Source organism: Lysobacter silvisoli, assembly GCF_003382365.1.
In the GTDB taxonomy this organism is placed as follows: domain Bacteria; phylum Pseudomonadota; class Gammaproteobacteria; order Xanthomonadales; family Xanthomonadaceae; genus Lysobacter; species Lysobacter silvisoli.
In genome coordinates this window covers 347,333-366,754 of the sequence record NZ_QTSU01000002.1, presented here as the reverse complement: position 1 = coordinate 366,754, position 19,422 = coordinate 347,333, and the positions used below count along the sequence as shown (strand labels likewise).

Here is a 19,422-nt window from a genome sequence, read left to right as displayed (position 1 = left end):
GCCGGCTTCCGACAATGGCCGCGCGCACTCCTTACGTCACGGCAACCCCTATGACCGCAAGCTTCGCACACTTCCGTTTCCCGCTGCTGGCCCTAGTTCTCGCTTCGGCACTGAGCGCCTGCGCCTCGCTGCCGCCGCCGACCTCGGAACTGTCGGCGGCCCAGCAGGCGGTCACGCGCGCCGACGGCGCCGATGCCGACCAGTACGCGCCGCAGGATCTGGCCGCCGCGCGCAGCGCGCTGGGCCGCGCCCAGGGCGCGATGTCCAGCGGCCGCGAGGACGAGGCCCGGCGCCTGGCCGTGTCGGCCGCCGCCGATGCCGACCTGGCCTGGGCCAAGAGCCGCGATGCGGTGATCAACGCCGAACTGGCCCAGCGTCGCGCCGAGATCGCCGACCTGCGCCGCCGCCTGCAGAACGGAGACGCCCGATGAAGCTGCGCCAGACCCTGCTGTGCATGCTGCTGGCCGCGGCCCTGGGCGCCGCCCTGCCGGCGCAGGCGGCCGAAGACCCCGAGGTGGCGCGGCTGTCGCGCCGCCTGTCCACGCTCGAGGCCGACCCCTCGCTCAACACCTTCGGCGCCTACGAGCGCCTGCAGGCGCGCCAGGCGATCCAGGCCCTGGCCGAAGCCGGCCGCCGCGACCGCGACGGCGCCTACTACGTGGCCGAGCGCCGGGTGCAGGTGGCCGAGATCGTCGCCCGCAGCCAGGCCGCGCAGCGCGAGGTCGACCGCCTGGACCGCGAGCGCAGCGACCTGCTGGTGGAAGCCAGCCGCCGCGACGCCGAGCGCGCGCGCGCCGAAGCCGAACGCCTGCGCCTGCAGGCGCAGATGCAGGCCGAGGAGGCCGAGCGCCTGCGCGCCCAGGCCGCCGCCGACGCGCTGGCGATCCAGGACGCCGACGCCGCCCTGGCCACCGTCACCGATGCGCAGACCGCCAAGCTCAACGCCGCGCGCGAGCGCGAGGCGGCGCTGGCGCGGCAGGAGGCCGAACTGGTCGGCGGCGGCAAGCTGCCGGCGTCCAGGCGCGAGGCCCGCGGCGAAGTCTTCAGCCTGGGCCGCGATGCCTTCGCTGCCGGCAAGTCCAGCCTGGGCGGTGGCGCCGCCACCCAGGTGCGCACCGTGGCCGCCTACGTCGAGGCGCTGCCGGCCGGCAGCGTGCGGGTCGAGGCCCAGGCCGGCGACGCCAAGCTGGCCCAGCGCCGCGCCGAAGCGGTGCGCGACGCGCTGGTCGCCGGCGGCACGCCCGCGGCCAAGATCGCGGTCAGCGGCAAGGCCGGCAAGGGCGACAAGCTCGACATCGTGCTCGGTCAGAAATAGTTAAAAATCAGTAAGTTGGCGGTATAAGGCGCGCCGTGGCACCGCGACGGCACGCCGGCTGTGCCGCATCGGCGGAAACGCGACGGCCGGCCTTGCCGGACCCGAAAAGGAGGAGTAGGGTCGGATACCCAAGCGGCTCGATTTCCGCTTGGCGAGAGCCAGGCCGATGACGCAAACGACCATCCCGCAGGATCCCGCCACCGCAAGCCAGTCGGTGGCCGGCCTGCATCAGGTCGGCCCCGCGCCCCGCCTGGCGCCCCTCACGGACCCCCCGCGACGCCCTGGTCTTTAGGCCGGGGCGTTTCTATTTGGGGTGCTTGCATTTCTGCTGAAGGAGGCTTTCATGTTCGAAGAACGACCGCAGCCCGAGATCGACGCGCTCATCAAGAGCAACCCCGAGTTCAAGCAGCTCTACCAGCGGCACAAGGAACTCGACAAGAAGGTGATGGACGCCGAGCTGGGCGTGTTGCCCATCGACGATGTCACCCTGTCGCAGATGAAGCGCGAGAAACTGGCGGCGAAAGACCGATTGACCCACCTGTACGACGCGCAACACCACTGAATCTTCTTCAGCGCGGGCGGTGGCGGCCATCCTCGTCGGCCGCCACCGCCCGCGGCTACCGGACCGGCGCCGCGCCGGCGCCCGCGACCGGTTTTTCTCCCGAATCCCATAAGCCCATGCCGATGCCGTCCGCGGCAGGGCGCTGGGTGCGCGAGCGCCGCTAGAATGGGCCCAGTCCCGCCGCGTCCAGCGCGGCCCAGCAGAGTCCGCCTAGCGCATGGCCATTCACCAATCCGTACTCGAACTGATCGGCCAGACCCCGATCGTCAAAGCCCAGCGCCTGGACACCGGCGTGTGCGAGCTGTACCTGAAGCTGGAATCGCAGAACCCCGGCGGCTCGATCAAGGACCGCATCGGCCTGTCGATGATTGAAGCGGCGGAGAAGGCCGGCAAGATCAAGCCCGGCGACACCCTGGTGGAAGGCACCGCCGGCAACACCGGCATCGGCCTGGCCCTGGTCGCGCAGCAGAAGGGCTACAAGCTGCTGCTGGTGGTGCCGGACAAGATGAGCCGCGAGAAGATCTTCAACCTCAAGGCCATGGGCGCGCAGGTGGTGCTGACCCGTTCGGACGTGGCCAAGGGCCATCCGGATTACTACCAGGACCTGGCCGAGCGCATCGCCCGCGAAACCCCCGGCGCCTACTTCATCAACCAGTTCGGCAACCCCGACAACCCGGCCGCGCACGAGTTCGGCACCGGCCCGGAAATCCTCGAGCAGATGGGCGGCCAACTCGACGCGATCGTGTTCGGCTGCGGCAGCTCCGGCACCATGACCGGCCTGTCGCGCGCCTTCGCCAAGCTCTCGCCCGGCACCGAGCTGGTGCTGGCCGATCCGGTGGGTTCGATCCTGGAGGAGTACATCAACCGCGGCACGCTGTCGGACAAGTCCGCCAGCTGGATGGTCGAGGGCATCGGCGAGGACTTCCTGCCGCCGATCTCCGACTTCACCCGGGTCAAGCGGGCCTATGCCATCAGCGACCAGGAAAGCTTCCTGACCGCGCGCGAGCTGCTGGAGAAGGAGGGCATCCTGGGCGGTTCGTCCACCGGCACCCTGCTGGCGGCGGCGCTGAAATACTGCCGCGAGCAGACCCAGCCCAAGCGCGTGCTGGTGTTCGTCTGCGATACCGGCAACAAGTACCTGTCGAAGATGTACAACGACTACTGGATGCTGGACAACGGCTTCATCCAGCGCCAGCAGCACGGCGACCTGCGTGACCTGATCCTGCGCCCGTACTCGCAGCGCGACACCGTGGTGGTGGGGCCCAACGACCTGCTGGTCACCGCCTACCAGCGCATGAAGCTGTACGACGTCTCGCAGCTGCCGGTGATGGACGGCGACAGCATCGTCGGCATCGTCGACGAGAGCGACGTGCTGCTGCACGTGTACGGCGACGAGGCGCGTTTCCGCGATCCGGTGTCCACGGCCATGGTCAGCAAGCTGGACAAGGTGGCGGTGGATTCGCCGATCGAGACCCTGCTGCCGGTGTTCGACCGCGGCCACGTCGCCATCGTGGTCGACGGCGACCGGTTCCTGGGCCTGATCACCCGTATCGACCTGCTCAACTTCCTGCGGCGGCGCGTGCAGTGAGCGCCGCGGCGGCCGAACGCTGGCTGCCGGGCGACCGCCTGCCCGACGCGCGCCTGCGCGACGCCGAGGGCGCGGGCCTGAGCCTGCACGCCGAATGCGCGGGCGCGCCGCTGTGGCTGGCCACGCCCGCCGATCCGGCCGCGGCCGCCGCATTGCCGCCGCCGCCGGCGGGCATGCTGGCGCTGTGCCTGGGCACCAGCGCGCTGACCGCGGCGCCGGGCTGGCGCGCCTACACCGCCGATCCGCGCTGGCTGGCCGCGCTGGGCGCGGGCGTGCTGTGGCTGGCCGACGCCAACCTGCGCCTGCAGGTCGCCCGCGCGCTGCCGGCCGGCGAGCCGCCGCTGCCCGGCGATCCCGCGCCGGCCTTGCTGCCCGCGCAGACCCTGGCCGCGGCGCCGGTGCTGCAGATTCCGGATGTGTTCGAGCGCGACTTCTGCGCCGAGCTGATCCGCCACCTGGACCAGGACTGCGGCGGCGGCGACGCCTCCGGCGTGCTGGTGCTGGAGAACGGCGAGCAGCGCTTCGAGCTGGACCCGTCGGTCAAGCTGCGCCGCGAGAGCTTCCCGCGCGATGCCGCGCTGGACGCGCGCATGCACGAGCGCCTGCTGCGGCGCGCGCTGCCGGAGATCGCGCGGGTGTTCCAGTTCCAGGTCGCCAGGCGCGATCCGTTCAAGCTGCTGGCCTATCCCGAGGGCGCGGGCTACTTCCACGCCCATCGCGACAACGAAACGCCGGACGTGGCTTATCGCCGTTTCGCGCTGTCGGTGAACCTCAACAGCGGCGCCTACGAAGGCGGCGAGTTCCGCTACCCCGAGTTCGGCCCGCACCTGTATTCGCCGCCGGTGGGCTCGGCCCTGGTGTTCTCCTGCTCGCTGCTGCACGAAGTGCGCCCCGTGCGCCGCGGCACCCGCTACGCGATGACCACCTTCCTGTCCTGACCGCACCGCCGCTTTGGGGTAGGAGCGGCGTAAGCCGCGACCGCATACCCCGGCTACGACAAATGCTGCGATGGCCTCCCGTAGGAGCTGCGCAAGCTGCGACGCGAATCCCCACCTACGCCGCAACTCAAGTTCTCTTTTGCTTCCGCTTTAGCTTGTCTTCCCCCTTTGAAAAAGGGGGGGGTGAGGGGGATTTGCTTTTAGCTCCAAGCAACAGCAAAAGCTTCCGTCCGCAAGCGGCCGGGTAACTTTCTTTTGATAAGCGTCAAAAGAAAGTAACCAAAGAAAAACGCTGCCCTTGGACAGAGCTCCCCTGCGAGATCGGAGTAGGCGCGGGGATTTTCCGATCGGGCATCCTGCCCGAGCGGAAAACGGCGCACGTCCTGTGCGCCGCCCTCCGGGTCTTCTATTGGAGCGGCGAGTTCGGTGCCCGAGCGAGGATCAAGAGCATTCGCGCGTTGCGCTCACCCCCTCACCCTAACCCTCTCCCGTAAACGGGAGAGGGGACAGATCCGACGTTGCTGCTTTTAGCCCCTCTCCCGCTCGCGGGAGAGGGGTTGGGGTGAGGGCGCGCGAACCTGCGGTGCTATTCGCGCGCAGCGCTCGACCGCCCTCCTAAGTCCTTGCGGTTCGATCCAGTCGCCGCAGCACGCTCTGCGCATGCTCCGCCGGCAACGCCGAGTCGGCCCAGCGCAATCCTGCCTCGATCTCCAGCGCATGCGCCCGCGCCGCCGCGTCCAATTCGCGCGTGCGTGCATCCGCGTCGTAGGCCTGCTCCGGATCCTTGGCATAGCGCTGCAGCAAGCCGGAGCCGCCGATGCGTTGCGCCCAGTCCTCCGGCACCGTCAGGCCGAAATGCGCCGCCAGCCCTGCGGTCGCGCCGACGGGGTCGGCCAGCACGTCGGCGAAGTCCAGGTGGGTGAGCCGGCCGGCCAGGCCGGGCTGCGTGCTCAGGCGCTGCCAACGCAGCTGTTCGGCCAGCCACAGCCGCGCCAGGCGTGGGCCGTCGCCGTCCGCCGCAGGCAGTTCATCGGTGCCGAATCCGGCCAGCCGCAGCGGCTCGGTCGCCAGAGTGTCCGCGCGCAGGCCCGGGTCGCGCAGCATGGTCGCCAGCCAGCTGCGCAGGTCGATCCAGAGCAGGCAGGCGCGATCCGGGTGGCCGTCCAGCAGTGACGCGGCGAGGGTGGTGACCACGCTGGTGGGCTTGATGACCACGGCACGGGTGTCGGCGAATCCCCTGTTCAGCAAGCGCCGGGTCGGCGCAAGCCAACGCGCCGTGGCCGGATCGGCCGCGCCGTGGGCCAGAGCGAGCAGGGGCAGGGGCTCGCGCAGCCCTAGGACGCCCGGTAGCAAATCCAGCAATTTGCTGACTAAACTGGAGCCACAATGGCCTATATGGAAAATCCAGCGGCTCGGGGGCAGGGCGGCGGCGGGAGCCGGATCGGCCAGCGCGACCTCGATTTCCTCCAGTCCCACCTCCCAGCCGGGGATATCTCGGTGATGCAGGGCGCGCCGGTCCAGAAAGCTGGCGCGGCGGTAATCCGCGGGCTCGAAATGCAGCACCCAGCCGCGCCCTCCGGCCGCGTCGAAAGCGAACAACGGGAAGGCTGCACTGTGACTGAAGTCGGGCGGCAAACGCCGGGTCGAATGCATGGGCGATGGTAGAATTCGCGTTTGCCCATGCTAGCCGAAGCGGAAGGATGCAATGACTGAACGAAACGCGGATGGCGGCGCGCACAAGCCCGGACTCGGCACGATCGCCATCCATGCCGGCCAGTCGCCCGACCCCAGCACCGGCGCGGTGATGACGCCCATCTACGCCACCTCGACCTACGCCCAAAGCAGCCCGGGCGTGCACCAGGGGTTCGAATACTCGCGCAGCCACAATCCCACCCGTTTCGCCTACGAAGGCTGCGTCGCCGGCCTGGAAGGCGGCAGCCGCGGCTACGCCTTCGCTTCGGGCCTGGCCGCCACCTCCACGATCCTGGAACTGCTGGACTCGGGCAGCCATGTGATCGCCATGGACGACGTCTACGGCGGCACCTACCGCTTGTTCGAGCGCGTGCGCCGCCGTTCGGCGGGCTTGGACTTCAGCTGGGTCGACCTCAGCGACGTCGCCGCGTTCGAGGCCGCGATCCGTCCCGAGACCCGCCTGGTCTGGATCGAAACGCCGACCAACCCGCTGCTCAAGCTGGTCGACATCGAACGCATCGCCACCCTCGCGCGCAAGCGCGGCCTGATCGTGGTGGTGGACAACACCTTCAGCTCGCCGATCCTGCAGCGCCCGCTGGAACTGGGCGCGCATCTGGTCATGCATTCGGCCACCAAGTACCTCAACGGCCACTCCGACATCGTCGGCGGCATGGTCGTGGTCGGCGACGATGCCGGCCTGGCCGAGCAGCTGACCTTCCTGCAGAACGCCGTCGGCGGCGTGCAGGGCCCGTTCGACAGCTTCCTGGCCCTGCGCGGCCTGAAGACCCTGCACCTGCGCATGAAGGCGCACTGCGAGAACGCGCAGGCGCTGGCCGAGTGGCTGCAGTCGCACCCGTCGGTGGAGAAAGTGATCTACCCGGGCCTGGCCGCGCACCCGCAGCACGCGCTGGCCAAGCGCCAGATGCACGGCTACGGCGGCATGGTCAGCATCTACGTCAAGGGCGGCCTGGACGGCGCGCGCAGGATGATGGAGCGCTGCAAACTGTTCGCCATCGCCGAGTCCCTGGGCGGCGTGGAAAGCCTGATCAACCATCCGGCACTGATGACCCACGCCTCGATCCCGCCCGACCGCCGCGCCGCGCTGGGCATCGCCGACAACCTGGTGCGCCTGAGCGTGGGCGTGGAGGATGTCGCGGATCTGCGCGCCGAGTTGCAGGACGCCCTGTCCTGATGGCGCCGTCGACCGCAACGCGCGCTGCCCGCGCCGGCGCGCGGGCCGGGAGGGCGCGCCGATGAATCCGCACCTGCGCCATCCCTCGGGCCTGGTGTCGATGTTCGGCAGCCTGCGCCGCAACTGGCAGCTGATCGCGCAGATGACCAAGCGCGACGTGATCAGCCGCTACCGCGGTTCGCTGATCGGCCTGGCCTGGTCGTTCTTCAACCCGCTGCTGATGCTGGCGATCTACACCTTCGTGTTCTCGACCATCTTCAAGGCGCGCTGGGGCGTGGGCCACGAGGACACCCGCGCGGGCTTCGCCGCGATCCTGTTCGTCGGCGTGATTGTCCATGGCCTGCTGGCCGAATGCATCATCAAGGCGCCCAGCCTGATCCTGAGCAACGTCAGCTACGTCAAGCGCGTGGTGTTCCCGCTGGAGGTGCTGCCCTGGGTCGCGATCGGCTCGGCGCTGTTCCACGCGCTGGTGAGCTTCATCGTGTTGATGGTGGCGCAGCTGGCGCTGGGCCACGCCATTCCGTGGACGGCGGTGTTCTTTCCGGTGGTGGTGCTGCCGCTGGTGTTCGTGGCCATGGGCTTCGGCTGGATCCTGGCCGCCACCTCGGTCTATGTGCGCGACATCGCCATGATCACCGGCCTGTTCACCACCGCGCTGATGTTCCTGGCGCCGGTGTTCTATCCGCTGTCGGCGCTGCCCCAGCACGTGCGCCCCTACATCCTGCTGAACCCGCTGACCTTCATCATCGAGCAAAGCCGCGCGGTGCTGATCGCGGGGCAATTGCCGGACTGGCTGGGCCTGGCGGTGTACGCCGCGCTGGCGGTGGTGTTCGCCTGGGCCGGCTACTGGTGGTTCCAGCGCAGCCGCAATGGATTCGCCGATGTCGTCTGAACCCCCCGCCATGAGCGCAAACGAACCGTCGCCCGCGGCCGGTGCGGACGACCGCGAGGTCGCCATCCGGGTCGAGTCGGTGTCCAAGTGCTACCAGGTCTACGCCCGCCCCGAAGACCGGCTCAAGCAGTCGATCGTGCCGCGCCTGCAGCGTCTGGTCGGCCGGCGTCCGCGCGCGTACTTCCGCGAGTTCTGGGCGCTGCGCGACGTGTCGCTGGAGATCCGCCGCGGCGAGACCGTGGGCATCATCGGCCGCAACGGCTCGGGCAAGTCGACCCTGTTGCAGACCATCTGCGGCACGCTGACCCCCACCGCCGGACGCATCGACGTCAACGGCCGGGTGGCCGCGTTGCTGGAACTGGGCGCGGGCTTCAATCCGGAATTCACCGGGCGCGAGAACGTCTACATGAGCGGCGTGGTGCTGGGCCTGACCCAGGAGCAGGTCGCGCAGCGCTTCGACGACATCGTCGCTTTCGCCGACATCGGCGAGTTCATCGAGCAGCCGGTCAAGACCTACTCCAGCGGCATGTACGTGCGCCTGGCGTTCGCGGTCATCGCCCATGCCGACGCCGACATCCTGGTCATCGACGAGGCCTTGTCGGTGGGCGATGTGTTCTTCGGTCAGAAGTGTATGCGTTTCCTGCGCAAGTTCCAGGAAACCGGCACGGTGATCTTCGTCAGCCACGACGCCACCGCGGTGACCGCGCTGTGCGAACGAGCGGTGCTGATGGAGGCCGGGCAGGTGCGCATGAGCGGCGACGCCAAGACCGTGTGCGAGGCTTACCACGCGGCCACCTACGATCAGTCCGTGCGCACGCCGGGCGCGCGCCGCGCGAGCGAGCGCGGCGCGGCCGAGCCGGCGCGCCAGGACGTGCGCACCGAGCGGGTCAACCGCTCGGCGCTGCGCAACGACATCGAGGTGTTCCGCTTCGACGCCGATCGCGCCGGTTTCGGCACGGGCGCGGCGACCATCGCCGATGCGCGTCTGACCGACGCGGACGGCGAGCCCATGCCGTGGATCGTCGGCGGCGAGGTGGTGCGGCTGGAGGTCGAGATCGAGGTCCACCGCGAACTGGCCAGCCCCATCGTCGGCTTCCTGCTCAAGGACCGGCTGGGGCAGCCGCTGTTCGGCGACAACACCTACCTGAGTTACCAGGACCAGCCGGTGCGGGTGGGGGCGGGCGGCGCGCTGTCGGCGCGGTTCGAGTTCGCGATGCCGATCCTGCCACCCGGCCACTACACCTTCGACATCGCCGTCGCCGACGGCACCCACCTGGAACACGAACAGGCCGACTGGGTCCACGACGGCCTGGTGATCGAATCGCACAGTTCGCGCGTGTCCACCGGGCTGGTCGGTATTCCGTTCCGCGAGATCAGCCTGCAGGCCCGGGAGGGCGCGGCATGAGCGCGTCCCCCTCGCACCCCCATTCCCCCGCCAAGCCCGGCCGCCGCGCGCGTCCGGCCCTTCGGAGCGCTTAAGTGCACGTCAGCTCGTACGAACACATGCAGGACCTGGTGGCCCGCCATCTGGACGCGCAGCAACCGCTTTCGGTCGTGGACATCGGTTCCTACGACGTCAACGGTTCCTACCGGACCCTGTTCGGCAACGCCAAGTGGTCCTACACCGGCATCGACCTGGAGGCCGGCCCGGGCGTGGACGTGGTGCTCAGCTCGCCCTACCGCCTGCCGTTCGCCAGCGGCTCGGTAGACCTGGTCATTTCCGGCCAGGCCTTCGAGCACGTGGAGTACTTCTGGATGAGCTGGCTGGAGATGGTGCGGGTGCTCAAGCCCGGCGGCCGCATCTTTCTGATCGCGCCTTCACGCGGTCCCGAACACCGCTACCCGCAAGATTGCTGGCGGTTCTACCCGGACGGTTACCGGGCGCTGGCGAAGTTCGGGGGCTGCGAGCTGCTGGAAGTGACCACGGACTGGACCCTGGATCACCACGACCCCAGCAGCCGCGATTGGGGCGATACCGTGGGCGTGTTCCGCAAGCCGGCGCTGGGGCTGCGCGCACGCGCGTTCCAGGCGGCGATGCGGGCCGCGTTCCGACTGCACAAGAGCGCATGACCATGACCGGATTCCAGCTCAACGCCAGCATGTGCATACGCCCGGCCAAGCTGCCTCCCAGCGCCTGGCAGGGGCATATTCCGTTCGCCGCCTGGCTGGTCGAGGAGCTCAAGCCCTCGATGCTGGTCGAGCTGGGAACCCATAACGGCGCCTCCTACCTGGCGTTCTGCCAGGCGGTGAAGGGCAACGCGCTGGCGACCAACTGCTTCGCCGTCGACACCTGGCAGGGCGACGAGCATGCCGGCCACTACGGCGAGGACGTGTTCGCAACCCTGTTCAATTACCACCAGAAGCACTACGCCGGCTTCTCGCAGCTGCTGCGCATGACCTTCGACGAGGCGTTGGCCTGCTTCGAAGACGGCACCGTCGACCTGCTGCACATCGACGGCCTGCATACTTACGAAGCGGTCAAGCACGACTTCGACACCTGGCTGCCCAAGATGTCCAGGCGCGGCGTGATCCTTTTCCACGACACCCAGGTTCGCGAGCGCAACTTCGGCGTGTGGCGGCTGTGGGACGAGCTGAGCGCGCGCTATCCTTCGTTCGAGTTCCGCCATACCCATGGCCTGGGGGTGTTGCTGGTGGGCGACGATCTGCCCGATTCGGTGCGCCGCCTGGCCGAGCTGGACAAGAGCGAGGCGGGGACCATGGTCAACGCGCTGTTCGAATCGCTGGGCAATGGCGTGCGCAACGCCGAAACCGCCGAGGTGATGAGCGCGGGCGTGATCGAGCGCGATAGCCATATCGGCCACTACCTGCACGTGATCAAGGAACACGAAGCGCGGATCGGCCAACTCGACCAAGGCCTCGCCGACCGCGACGCGCAGCTGGCCGCCCATGGCCGCGAATCGGTCGCGCGCGAGGAGCTGATCGCCCAGCTCAAGGGCGAGCTCGACAGCTACCAGGCCAACGTGCTCAAGCGCGTGGACCGCGCCGACGAGCGCGCCAACGCGCTGCCCGAACTGCAGCAACAGCTCGAATCGCTGCGCAAGAAGCTCGACCGTCAGGGCGCCGAACTGGTGGCGCTGTCGGAAGTGCTCAGCGACAAGGAGCGTGAGCTGCTCGGCACCACTCATATCGCCGACCGTCAGGGTTCGCAGCTGGCGACCTTGAGCGAGCACGTGTCGGACTTGAACGAACGCCTGGAGGCGTTGGCGCGGCAGGGCGCGGAATCGCTGTCCTCGCTGGAACGCCTGCATGCCGAGCTGGACGTGTCGCACCAGCATGAGGCCGAACTGCAGCAGGACCTGCTGCAGCGGCAGGGCGAACTGACCGAAGTCTTCAACTCCTTGAGCTGGCGCCTGACCAAGCCCTTGCGTTGGATGTCGCAGCACCTGCTCGGGAGAGCCCATGGGTAAGTTGAGGTCATGGATCGGCCGGTCGCTGCAAGCGACCTACCGTGGGCTGCCGTTCGATTGGGAGCAGCGGCTGGCGGTCAAGGATTGGTTGTTCCGTAATTTCCGTTTCGTGTTCGGCAAGACCAATGCCTACCAGCGCTGGCAGGACTACGGCGGCGGCCTGCCGCGGCGGCCGGCCGCGCTCGCGGCGCCGGTACCGGCCACTATGCACGCGATCGCGCCGGTGACGGCCGCGGTGCCGACGCCGTCGCCGAAGACCGCCGCGGTGCTGGCGCGCCACGTCGAGGAACTGCGCGCGCATTCGGCGACCGCGCCGGGCCCGGACTACGTGCCGATGCCGGCCGCACTGACCGCGCCGGCGCAACTGGCGGCCAAGGCCATCGCCTTCTACCTGCCGCAGTTCCACCCCATCGCCGAGAACGACGAGTGGTGGGGGCGCGGCTTCACCGAATGGACCAACGTGTCCAAGGCGCTGCCGCAGTTCGTCGGCCACCACCAGCCGCACCTGCCGGGCGAGCTGGGCTACTACGACCTGCGCGTGGTCGACGTGATGCGCCGCCAGGCCGAGCTGGCCAAGCTCTACGGCCTGCACGGCTTCTGCTTCCATCACTACTGGTTCTCCGGCCGCCGCCTGCTGGAGCGCCCGCTCGATCAGCTGATCGCAAACCCGGACATCGACCTGCCGTTCTGCCTGTGCTGGGCCAACGAGAACTGGACCCGGCGCTGGGATGGCCACGACGAGGACATCCTGCTCGGCCAGGACTACTCCCACGACAACGACCTGAACTTCATCCGCGACGCGCTGCCTTACCTGCGCGACGCGCGCTACATCCGCATCGACGGGCGGCCGCTGCTGATCGTGTACCGGCCCTCGCTGCTGCCCGACTGCAAGCAGACCCTGCAGGTGTGGCGCGACTATTGCCGCGAGCAGGGGCTGGGCGAGATCTTCCTGGCGATGGTCCAGTTCGACCTCGACGATCCGGTGCCCATGGGCTTCGACGCGGCCCTGGAATTCCCGCCGCACAAGCTCGGTCGCGGCCTGCGCTCGATCAACCACACCCTGGACATCGTCAATCCCGGTTACACCGGGCACGTGCTCGATTACAACGAACTGGCCGACCGCGGCAAGCACTGGCCAGTGCCGAAGTACCCGCTGTTCAAGGGCGTGGTGCCGCGTTGGGACAACGAGGCGCGCAAGCCGGGCAAGGGCTACAGCTTCGCCCACTCCACGCCGGCGCGTTACCGCGAGTGGCTGGAGCACGCGGTGGCGTACTCGCGCGAGCATCCGGTTTGCGGCGAGAGCGTGGTCTTCATCAACGCCTGGAACGAGTGGGCCGAAGGCGCGCATCTTGAGCCCGACCGCCGCTACGGCTACGGCTACCTGCAGGCCACCCGCGACGCGCTGGCCGGCGATACCGCGCGGCGCAAGGTGCTGGTGGTCTCGCACGACGCGCATCCGCACGGCGCCCAGTACCTGGCGCTGAACCTGGTGCGCGAGCTGGTCCGGGACGTGGGCGTCGAGGTGGAGGTGTTGCTGCAGGGCGGCGGCCGCCTGGAGGGCGATTTCGCCGCGCTGGCCAAAGTGCACAAGCCCTACGAAACAGGCGAGGACGTGGCTGCGCTGGCCACGTCGCTGTACCGCCAGGGCTTCGGCCTGGCCATCGCCAACACCGCCGTGGCCGGACGCGTGGTGCAGCCGCTGCGCGCGGCGGGCATGCGCATCGTCGCGCTGGTGCACGAACTGCCCGGCGTGATCCGCCAGTACGGCCTGGAGGAAGCGGTGCGTGCGATCGCCCGCGACGCCGACCGCATCGTGGTCGCGTCCCAGGCGGTCAGCGACGGACTGGCCGAATTCGTCGACCGCGCCGCGATGCGCGCCGAGCTGGTCACGCGCCCGCAAGGCCTGTTCACCCGCAGCCGTTACCGCGGCCTGGACGACATGGGCGAGGCGCGGCACCGTCTGCGCGCGCGGCTGGATCTGCCCGAGCGAGCCAAGATCGCGCTCACCGTGGGCTATGCCGACCTGCGCAAGGGCGTGGACCTGCTGGCCGAGGCCGCAGTGCTGGCCTGCGCGCGCGATCCAGACCTGCATGTGGTCTGGGTCGGCCACCGCGACGTCGATCTGGAGCGGCGCATCGACGCGATCCTGGAGCGGGGCGGCTGCGCGTCGCGCTTCCATTTCATGGGCCTGGATTTCGATACCGACGACTACTACGCCGGCGCCGACGTCTATGCGCTGGCCTCGCGCGAAGATCCGTTCCCGTCGGTGGTGCTGGAAAGCCTGTCGGTGGGCACTCCGGTGGTCGCTTTCGCCGGAACCGGCGGCGGCGCCGATCTGGTCGCCCACACGGGTGGTCTGGTGGTGCCCGCGTTCGACGTGGATGCCTATGCCGATGCGCTGCTGCGCGTGGCCGGCGACCGCGCCTTGCGCGCGCGCCTGGGCGCTGCGGGCGCCGCGCTGATCGACGCGGAATACTCTTTCCGCGGTTACGCCATGGACCTGCTCGCGCTGGGCGGCAACGGGCTGCCGCGGGTATCGGTGGTGGTGCCGAACTACAATTACGCCCACTACATGGCCGAACGCCTGGCCTCGATCGCCGAGCAGAACCTGCCGGTGTACGAGATCATCGTGCTCGACGACTGCTCCTCCGACGACAGCCTGGCCGAGCTGCAGCGTCTGCGCAGCCGGATCCGGCCGGAGCCGCGGGTGGTGCCGGCCGAGCGCAACAGCGGTTCGGTGTTCCGCCAGTGGCTTAAGGGCGTGGAGCTGGCGCGCGGCGACTACGTCTGGATCGCCGAGGCGGACGACCTGTCCAAGCCCGAGTTCCTGGAGCGGCTGAGCCAGCTGCTGCACAGCCACCCCGACGCGGTGATGGCCTACAGCCAGTCCGAGCAGATCGACGAATACGGCCAGGTGCTGGCGCCGGACTACCTGGGCTACACGGACGAACTGTCGACCACGCGCTGGCTGGAGAACTACGTCGCCAGCGGTGCCGACGAGGTCGGCGCGGGCCTGGCGGTGAAGAACACGGTGCCCAACGTCAGCGCCGCGCTGTTCCGGCGCGAACCGCTGCTGCGGGTGCTGCGCGAGCACATCGACGAGATCGCCGGCTACCGCATCGCCGGCGACTGGCTGGTCTACCTGCGCCTGCTGCAGCACGGCAAGCTGGCGTTCGAGGCCAGCGCCTGCAACCGCCATCGCCGGCACGCCTCCAGCGTGACCTTGGGCTCGGCCGCGCGCCTGCACTACGACGAAGTGGCGCGCGTGCAATCCGCCGCCCGCGCCCTGTTCCCGGTCGACGCGCGCACCCGCGCCGCGGCCGAGGCCTATGCGCGCTCGCTGCGCGCGCACTTCGGCCTGCCCGAGCACGATCTGGAGACCAGCTGAGCCATGAGCGTGCTGGTGATCGGCGGCAACGGGTTCCTCGGTTCCAGCCTGGTCGAAGGGCTGCGCGCCGCCGGTGCCGCGGTGCGCGTGCTCGACGTGAGCGCGCCGCGCGCGGACCTGGATTGGGCCGGCGTGGACTACCGCCATGGCGGCCTGGACGACGCCGGCGTTTTGGCCGAAGCGCTGGCCGGTGTGGATCGCGTCTACCATTTGGCCAGCACCACCGTGCCCGGCAGTTCCAACCGCGACCCCGCCTACGACGTGTCCAGCAACTTGCTCGGCAGCCTGCGCCTGATCCAGGCCATGGCCGACAACGGCGTGCGTCGGATCGTGTTCTTCTCCTCCGGCGGCACCGTCTACGGCAACCCCGAGCGGCTGCCGGTGCACGAAGACCACCCTCTGCGGCCGATCTCGTCCTATGGCGTGGTCAAGGTGGCGATCGAGAATTACCTGCTGATGTATCAGCGTTTAGGTGCATTGGATCCACTGATTCTGCGCCCGTCCAATCCCTACGGCCCGCGCCAGTCCACCTCCGGCATGCAGGGCGCGATCGGCGCCTTCCTGGGCAAGGCCCGGGCCGGAGAGGGGGTGAGCATCTGGGGCGACGGCGGCATCGTGCGCGACTACCTCTACATCGACGACCTGGTCGAGCTGGCCGTGCGCGCGGGCGCCAGCGACGCCTGCGGCATTTACAACGCGGGCAGCGGCTGCGGCCAGTCGTTGAATGAGCTTTGCGCGCTCGTGCGAGAATTGACCGGCCGGCCGTTGCCCGTCGAGTATCTGCCGGGCCGCGATTTCGACGTGTCGGAAATCGTGCTCGACATCCAGGCCGCGCGCAGCCGTTTCGGCTGGGCGCCGCGGGTGCCGCTGCGCGACGGCATCGAGCGGACCTGGCAAGCCCTGCAAGCGCAGTAACGGAACGCCCCTTTCAAGCGGAAACGAAGAGAACCCCATGGATCACAACCGCAGCACCGCGAATTCCACTTCGGCCGGCGAAGCCTGGCTGGGCACCCTGATCCAGAGCCTCAATTCGACCCAGCTCAGCCCTCTGGGCGAGCAGCTGCCGGCGTTTCCGACCGAAGAGCTGCAGCGCAACACCACCGGCCTGTCGTCGGAGGCCGCGCTGCGCCAGGCCTACGCGTTCTACGAGAACGTGACCGATGCCGCTGCGCGCATCGGCCTGCCGCTGGACCGCAACACTCGCGCTCTGGACTTCGGCTTCGGCTGGGGCCGCATCTCGCGCGTGTTCATGCAGCACCTGAGCGTGCACAACATCCATGGCCTGGATGTGGACCCCTGGTTCGTCGACATCACCCGCGACCTGTTCAAGTCCGACCAGTTCCAGGCCTGCGCGCCGTTCCCGCCGTCGGCGCACGCCGACGCGTCCTTCGACCTGATCTACTCCTACTCGGTGTTCTCGCACCTGTCCGAGGCCGCGTGCCAGGCTTGGATGCAGGAGTTCGCGCGTCTGCTCAAGCCCGGCGGCATGGTCGCTTTCACCACGCGCCACGAGACCTTCTTCGACTTCTGCGCGTGGGCCAAGACCCAGGATGCCTCGGTGTCGCCGTACATCGCCGCGCTGGGCCAGCTGTTCCCCGACCTGGATGCGGCCCGTGAAGCCTACCGTCAGGGCCGCATCGTCCACGCGTCGTCGGCCGGTGTCGGCGGCGGCGGTCCGCGCGACGAGAGCTTCTACGGCGAGACCTGGATTCCCGAGCAGTACGCGCGCAGCCAGTTCGGCGACCAGTTCGAATTCGTCGCCGGCTATTTCGACGGCGGCAAGTACGACCAGGCCTGCTTCGCATTGAAGCGCAAGGGCTGATCCGGCCCATTCCCGACCAGGACCGTCCATGTACAACCTCGATCTGATCGGCAAGACCGTCGCCGACTACAACGCCTATGCGGTCGACACGGAGATCGCTCCGAACGACCTGATGAACAACCAGTGGTATTTCGAGGTCGGCCGCAGCGCGGTCGAGGTGATCCTGGCCGGCATGATGGCCAGCTACGTGCACCGTGTGGACCGCGTGCTGGACTTGCCCTGCGGGCACGGTCGCGTGCTGCGCCATCTGGTGCGGATGTTCCCGCATGCGCAGTTCCACGCATGCGATCTGGACACCGATGGCGTGGCCTACTGCGCGCAGCGCTACAACGCGGTGCCGGTGGTGTCCAAGCCGGAGCTGACCGAGGTCGATTTCGGCACCCAGTTCGAACTGATCTGGGTCGGCTCGCTGTTCACCCACGTGGCCGAAGAGCAGACCGAACGCTGGCTGGCGCACCTGGCGCGCTTCCTGGCGCCCAACGGCATCGTGGTGGCGACCATGCATGGCCGCTGGAGCGAGCACGTCAACCGCCGCAGCCCCTACCTGGGCGCCGACCGCTGGCCGCAGGTGATGGCCGGCTACAACGCTCGTGGTTACGGCTACGCCGACTACGTGCAGGCCGAATCCAGCCAATACGTGCCTGGCAACTACGGCATTTCGATGGCCAAACCGCAGGCGATGATGCGCCTGCTGGAACCGATCCAGGGCGTGCGTCTGTTCTCCTACAACGAGCGCGCCTGGGCCGATCACCAGGACGTGATCGTGTACGGCCGCCCGTCCTATGATGAATCCTGGGCCTGAACCCGGCCGGCGGCGCCGCGGCGCCGGCCCCGCACCACCGCCGCGTATCGGCGAACGAATCGAGACATGACGACCATGAACAAGAAGCTTGCATTGGGCCTGGCCGGCGCTTTCGCGATCGCCGCGACCGCCGGCTGCTGGAAGGACAACTCGTCCGACGCGGCCAAGACCGACGCCGCGCCGGCCCCCGCCGCGGCGCCGGCAGCGCCCGAGCCCGCGCCGGCCGCGCCGGCCGCGCCGGCGAAGCCGGCCAAGGTCGATCCGGTCGCCGCCGCGGACCTCAAGGCCGGCCTGGCCGCGATCGCGCCGCGCGTGGTCGCCACCGGCGATGCCTACGAAAAAGTCGCGCCGCGCCAGGACGACCGCTATTCGCTGCATCCGGACACCGGCAAGAACGCCAGCATCGAATTCGACGTCAAGGGCCTGCAGTCGCTGACGCTGTCGCCCTACATCGCCGACTTCAGCACCATCCCCGATTGCGACGGCAATCCCGAAGCCGGCGTGGTGCGCATGCGCTGGAGCCTGGACGGCGGCAGCCCGAACGAGGTCGCGGTGGATCGCGGCTATGCCGCCACCATCGACGTGGACACCAGCAAGGCCTCGCGCCTGAAGGTCGAGGTGGACGAGGCCAACGGCGTGCATTGGTGCGACTGGTTCGGCCTGGGCGTGGCCAACGTCAAGTAACGGCGGCGAACGGCTGCGCGCGCTACGGCGCGGCCGGTGTTTCCGGCGGGTCCGCCCGCCTACGAGTACGTATCAATCGGAGCAGTGGTTATGGCGGTGATCGGCAAGAACGAGTGGATGGCTTCGCAGCCCTGGATCGACCGCGACGGTCCCGATTTCAAGCGCTACCTGGACAAGTATTCGCAGGCCTGCGACTTCGACCTGGAGCAGAAGCTCAAGGATTGGCAGCGCGACGGCATCGTGATCTTCGAGAACATCGTCGACCCGCGCCTGATCGACGCCCTGTTCAGCGACATCGACTACCTGCGCAAGCACCACATGGACTTCGATCTGCTGGCCGAGCTGAAAGGCCAGCAGGGCCACGTGCGCGACTTCAGCGCCGCCGACCTGGAATCGGACGGGGTCAAGTTCAACAGCATCCAGACCATTTCCTACGCCGCGGCCAAGCTCAGCCTGACCCGCGAACTGATGCAGTTCCTGCGCGTGGTCTTCGACGACGCGCCCTGCGCGACCCAGTCGCTGACTTTTTACAAGGGCAGCCAGCAGCCGATCCACATCGACTACCCCTACGTGCGCACCCAGACCAAGCTGGCGCACCTGGCGGCCAGTTGGATTCCGCTGGAGGACATCCATCCCGATGCCGGCCCGCTGGCCTATTACCCGGGCTCGCACCGTCCCGACGTCTCGGACTTCTTCGACTGGGGCCAGGGCTCGATCCTGCTGGAGCCCGACAGCGACAAGAACCCGACCCAGTTCGCCGAGTACCTGTACGCGCGCATGCGCGAAATGCAGGTGCAGCCGCGGGTGTTCCTGCCGCGCAAGGGCGATGCGCTGATCTGGCACGGCAATCTGGCCCACGAGGGCACGGCGATCCGCGATCAGGCGCTGACCCGCATGTCCTACGTCACCCACTACACCTCGCTGGGCGCCTACCCGCCGGCGTTCCTCAAGCCGGGCGCGCCGGAGCAGGGCGTGATCTGCGCCGAAAACGGCGGCTACATCTTCGAGCATTCCTGGCAGCACGACCTGCGCCAGCTGCCCAGCATCGCGCTGCGCGGCTGAACCCGGGCGCCGCCGTCGGCGCCATTCAGATTGGCGCTGCGGCCGGCGGTTCGGCGC

At 68.8% G+C, this 19,422-nt stretch carries 17 protein-coding genes; 16 read left to right on the top strand and 1 reads right to left on the bottom strand.

Features of this window, described 5'->3' with window-relative positions; translation table 11 throughout:
• Nucleotides 1-50 precede the first annotated feature (50 nt).
• The 5 genes from DX914_RS12785 to DX914_RS12765 all read left to right on the top strand — a co-directional run bounded on the left by DX914_RS12785 (nucleotide 51) and on the right by DX914_RS12765 (nucleotide 4,403).
• Nucleotides 51-431 (top strand): DUF4398 domain-containing protein, encoded by a 381-nt coding sequence (locus DX914_RS12785; protein WP_115859509.1) that lies wholly within the window; start codon nucleotides 51-53, stop codon nucleotides 429-431.
• Nucleotides 428-1,315, top strand: coding sequence for an OmpA family protein (locus DX914_RS12780; protein WP_115859508.1), 888 nt, complete (start codon nucleotides 428-430; stop codon nucleotides 1,313-1,315). The genes DX914_RS12785 and DX914_RS12780 overlap by 4 nt, the downstream gene beginning before the upstream one ends.
• Before the next feature lie 343 nt (nucleotides 1,316-1,658).
• A complete protein-coding gene (locus DX914_RS12775; RefSeq protein WP_115859507.1) occupies nucleotides 1,659-1,877 on the top strand; it encodes an HP1242/YdcH family protein in 219 nt (72 codons plus the stop codon).
• A 217-nt stretch (nucleotides 1,878-2,094) separates the two neighbouring features.
• Nucleotides 2,095-3,465 carry a pyridoxal-phosphate dependent enzyme gene (locus DX914_RS12770; RefSeq protein ID WP_115859506.1) on the top strand — a complete coding sequence of 457 codons (1,371 nt, stop codon included), beginning with the start codon at nucleotides 2,095-2,097 and terminating at the stop codon, nucleotides 3,463-3,465.
• Entirely contained in the window at nucleotides 3,462-4,403 is a 942-nt protein-coding gene (locus tag DX914_RS12765) for a 2OG-Fe(II) oxygenase family protein (RefSeq protein WP_115859505.1), read from the top strand. The genes DX914_RS12770 and DX914_RS12765 overlap by 4 nt, the downstream gene beginning before the upstream one ends.
• A gap of 615 nt (nucleotides 4,404-5,018) precedes the next feature.
• Here the strand turns inward: DX914_RS12765 and DX914_RS12760 are convergent.
• Entirely contained in the window at nucleotides 5,019-6,056 is a 1,038-nt protein-coding gene (locus tag DX914_RS12760) for a hypothetical protein (RefSeq protein ID WP_147300663.1), read from the bottom strand.
• Nucleotides 6,057-6,108: 52 nt separating this feature from the next.
• On the opposite strand from DX914_RS12760, the gene DX914_RS12755 reads away from it, so the two are divergent.
• The 11 genes from DX914_RS12755 to DX914_RS12700 all read left to right on the top strand — a co-directional run bounded on the left by DX914_RS12755 (nucleotide 6,109) and on the right by DX914_RS12700 (nucleotide 19,365).
• Nucleotides 6,109-7,287, top strand: coding sequence for a cystathionine gamma-synthase (locus DX914_RS12755; protein ID WP_115859503.1), 1,179 nt, complete (start codon nucleotides 6,109-6,111; stop codon nucleotides 7,285-7,287).
• A gap of 61 nt (nucleotides 7,288-7,348) precedes the next feature.
• A complete protein-coding gene (locus DX914_RS12750) occupies nucleotides 7,349-8,179 on the top strand; it encodes an ABC transporter permease (RefSeq protein WP_115859502.1) in 831 nt (276 codons plus the stop codon).
• A gap of 10 nt (nucleotides 8,180-8,189) precedes the next feature.
• The gene (locus DX914_RS12745; protein WP_115859501.1) at nucleotides 8,190-9,584 is read left to right on the top strand and encodes an ABC transporter ATP-binding protein; all 1,395 of its coding nucleotides are present in this window, start codon (nucleotides 8,190-8,192) and stop codon (nucleotides 9,582-9,584) included.
• 74 nt (nucleotides 9,585-9,658) lie between these two features.
• Nucleotides 9,659-10,249: a class I SAM-dependent methyltransferase gene (locus DX914_RS12740; protein WP_196778901.1), complete on the top strand. Its 591-nt coding sequence runs from the start codon at nucleotides 9,659-9,661 to the stop codon at nucleotides 10,247-10,249.
• The gene (locus DX914_RS12735; protein ID WP_231118263.1) at nucleotides 10,246-11,607 is read left to right on the top strand and encodes a class I SAM-dependent methyltransferase; all 1,362 of its coding nucleotides are present in this window, start codon (nucleotides 10,246-10,248) and stop codon (nucleotides 11,605-11,607) included. Before DX914_RS12740 ends, DX914_RS12735 begins: the two co-directional genes overlap by 4 nt.
• Nucleotides 11,600-14,995, top strand: coding sequence for a glycoside hydrolase family 99-like domain-containing protein (locus tag DX914_RS12730; protein ID WP_115859499.1), 3,396 nt, complete (start codon nucleotides 11,600-11,602; stop codon nucleotides 14,993-14,995). Before DX914_RS12735 ends, DX914_RS12730 begins: the two co-directional genes overlap by 8 nt.
• A gap of 3 nt (nucleotides 14,996-14,998) precedes the next feature.
• Entirely contained in the window at nucleotides 14,999-15,910 is a 912-nt protein-coding gene (locus tag DX914_RS12725) for an NAD-dependent epimerase/dehydratase family protein (protein ID WP_115859498.1), read from the top strand.
• 37 nt (nucleotides 15,911-15,947) lie between these two features.
• The gene (locus DX914_RS12720; protein ID WP_115859497.1) at nucleotides 15,948-16,817 is read left to right on the top strand and encodes a class I SAM-dependent methyltransferase; all 870 of its coding nucleotides are present in this window, start codon (nucleotides 15,948-15,950) and stop codon (nucleotides 16,815-16,817) included.
• A 28-nt stretch (nucleotides 16,818-16,845) separates the two neighbouring features.
• On the top strand, nucleotides 16,846-17,619 hold the full coding sequence (locus DX914_RS12715) for a class I SAM-dependent methyltransferase (protein WP_115859496.1): 774 nt from the start codon (nucleotides 16,846-16,848) through the stop codon (nucleotides 17,617-17,619).
• A gap of 66 nt (nucleotides 17,620-17,685) precedes the next feature.
• Nucleotides 17,686-18,303 (top strand): hypothetical protein, encoded by a 618-nt coding sequence (locus DX914_RS20260; RefSeq protein ID WP_158549284.1) that lies wholly within the window; start codon nucleotides 17,686-17,688, stop codon nucleotides 18,301-18,303.
• Between the two features lie 90 nt (nucleotides 18,304-18,393).
• Nucleotides 18,394-19,365: a phytanoyl-CoA dioxygenase family protein gene (locus DX914_RS12700; RefSeq protein WP_115859493.1), complete on the top strand. Its 972-nt coding sequence runs from the start codon at nucleotides 18,394-18,396 to the stop codon at nucleotides 19,363-19,365.
• Nucleotides 19,366-19,422: the final 57 nt, after the last annotated feature.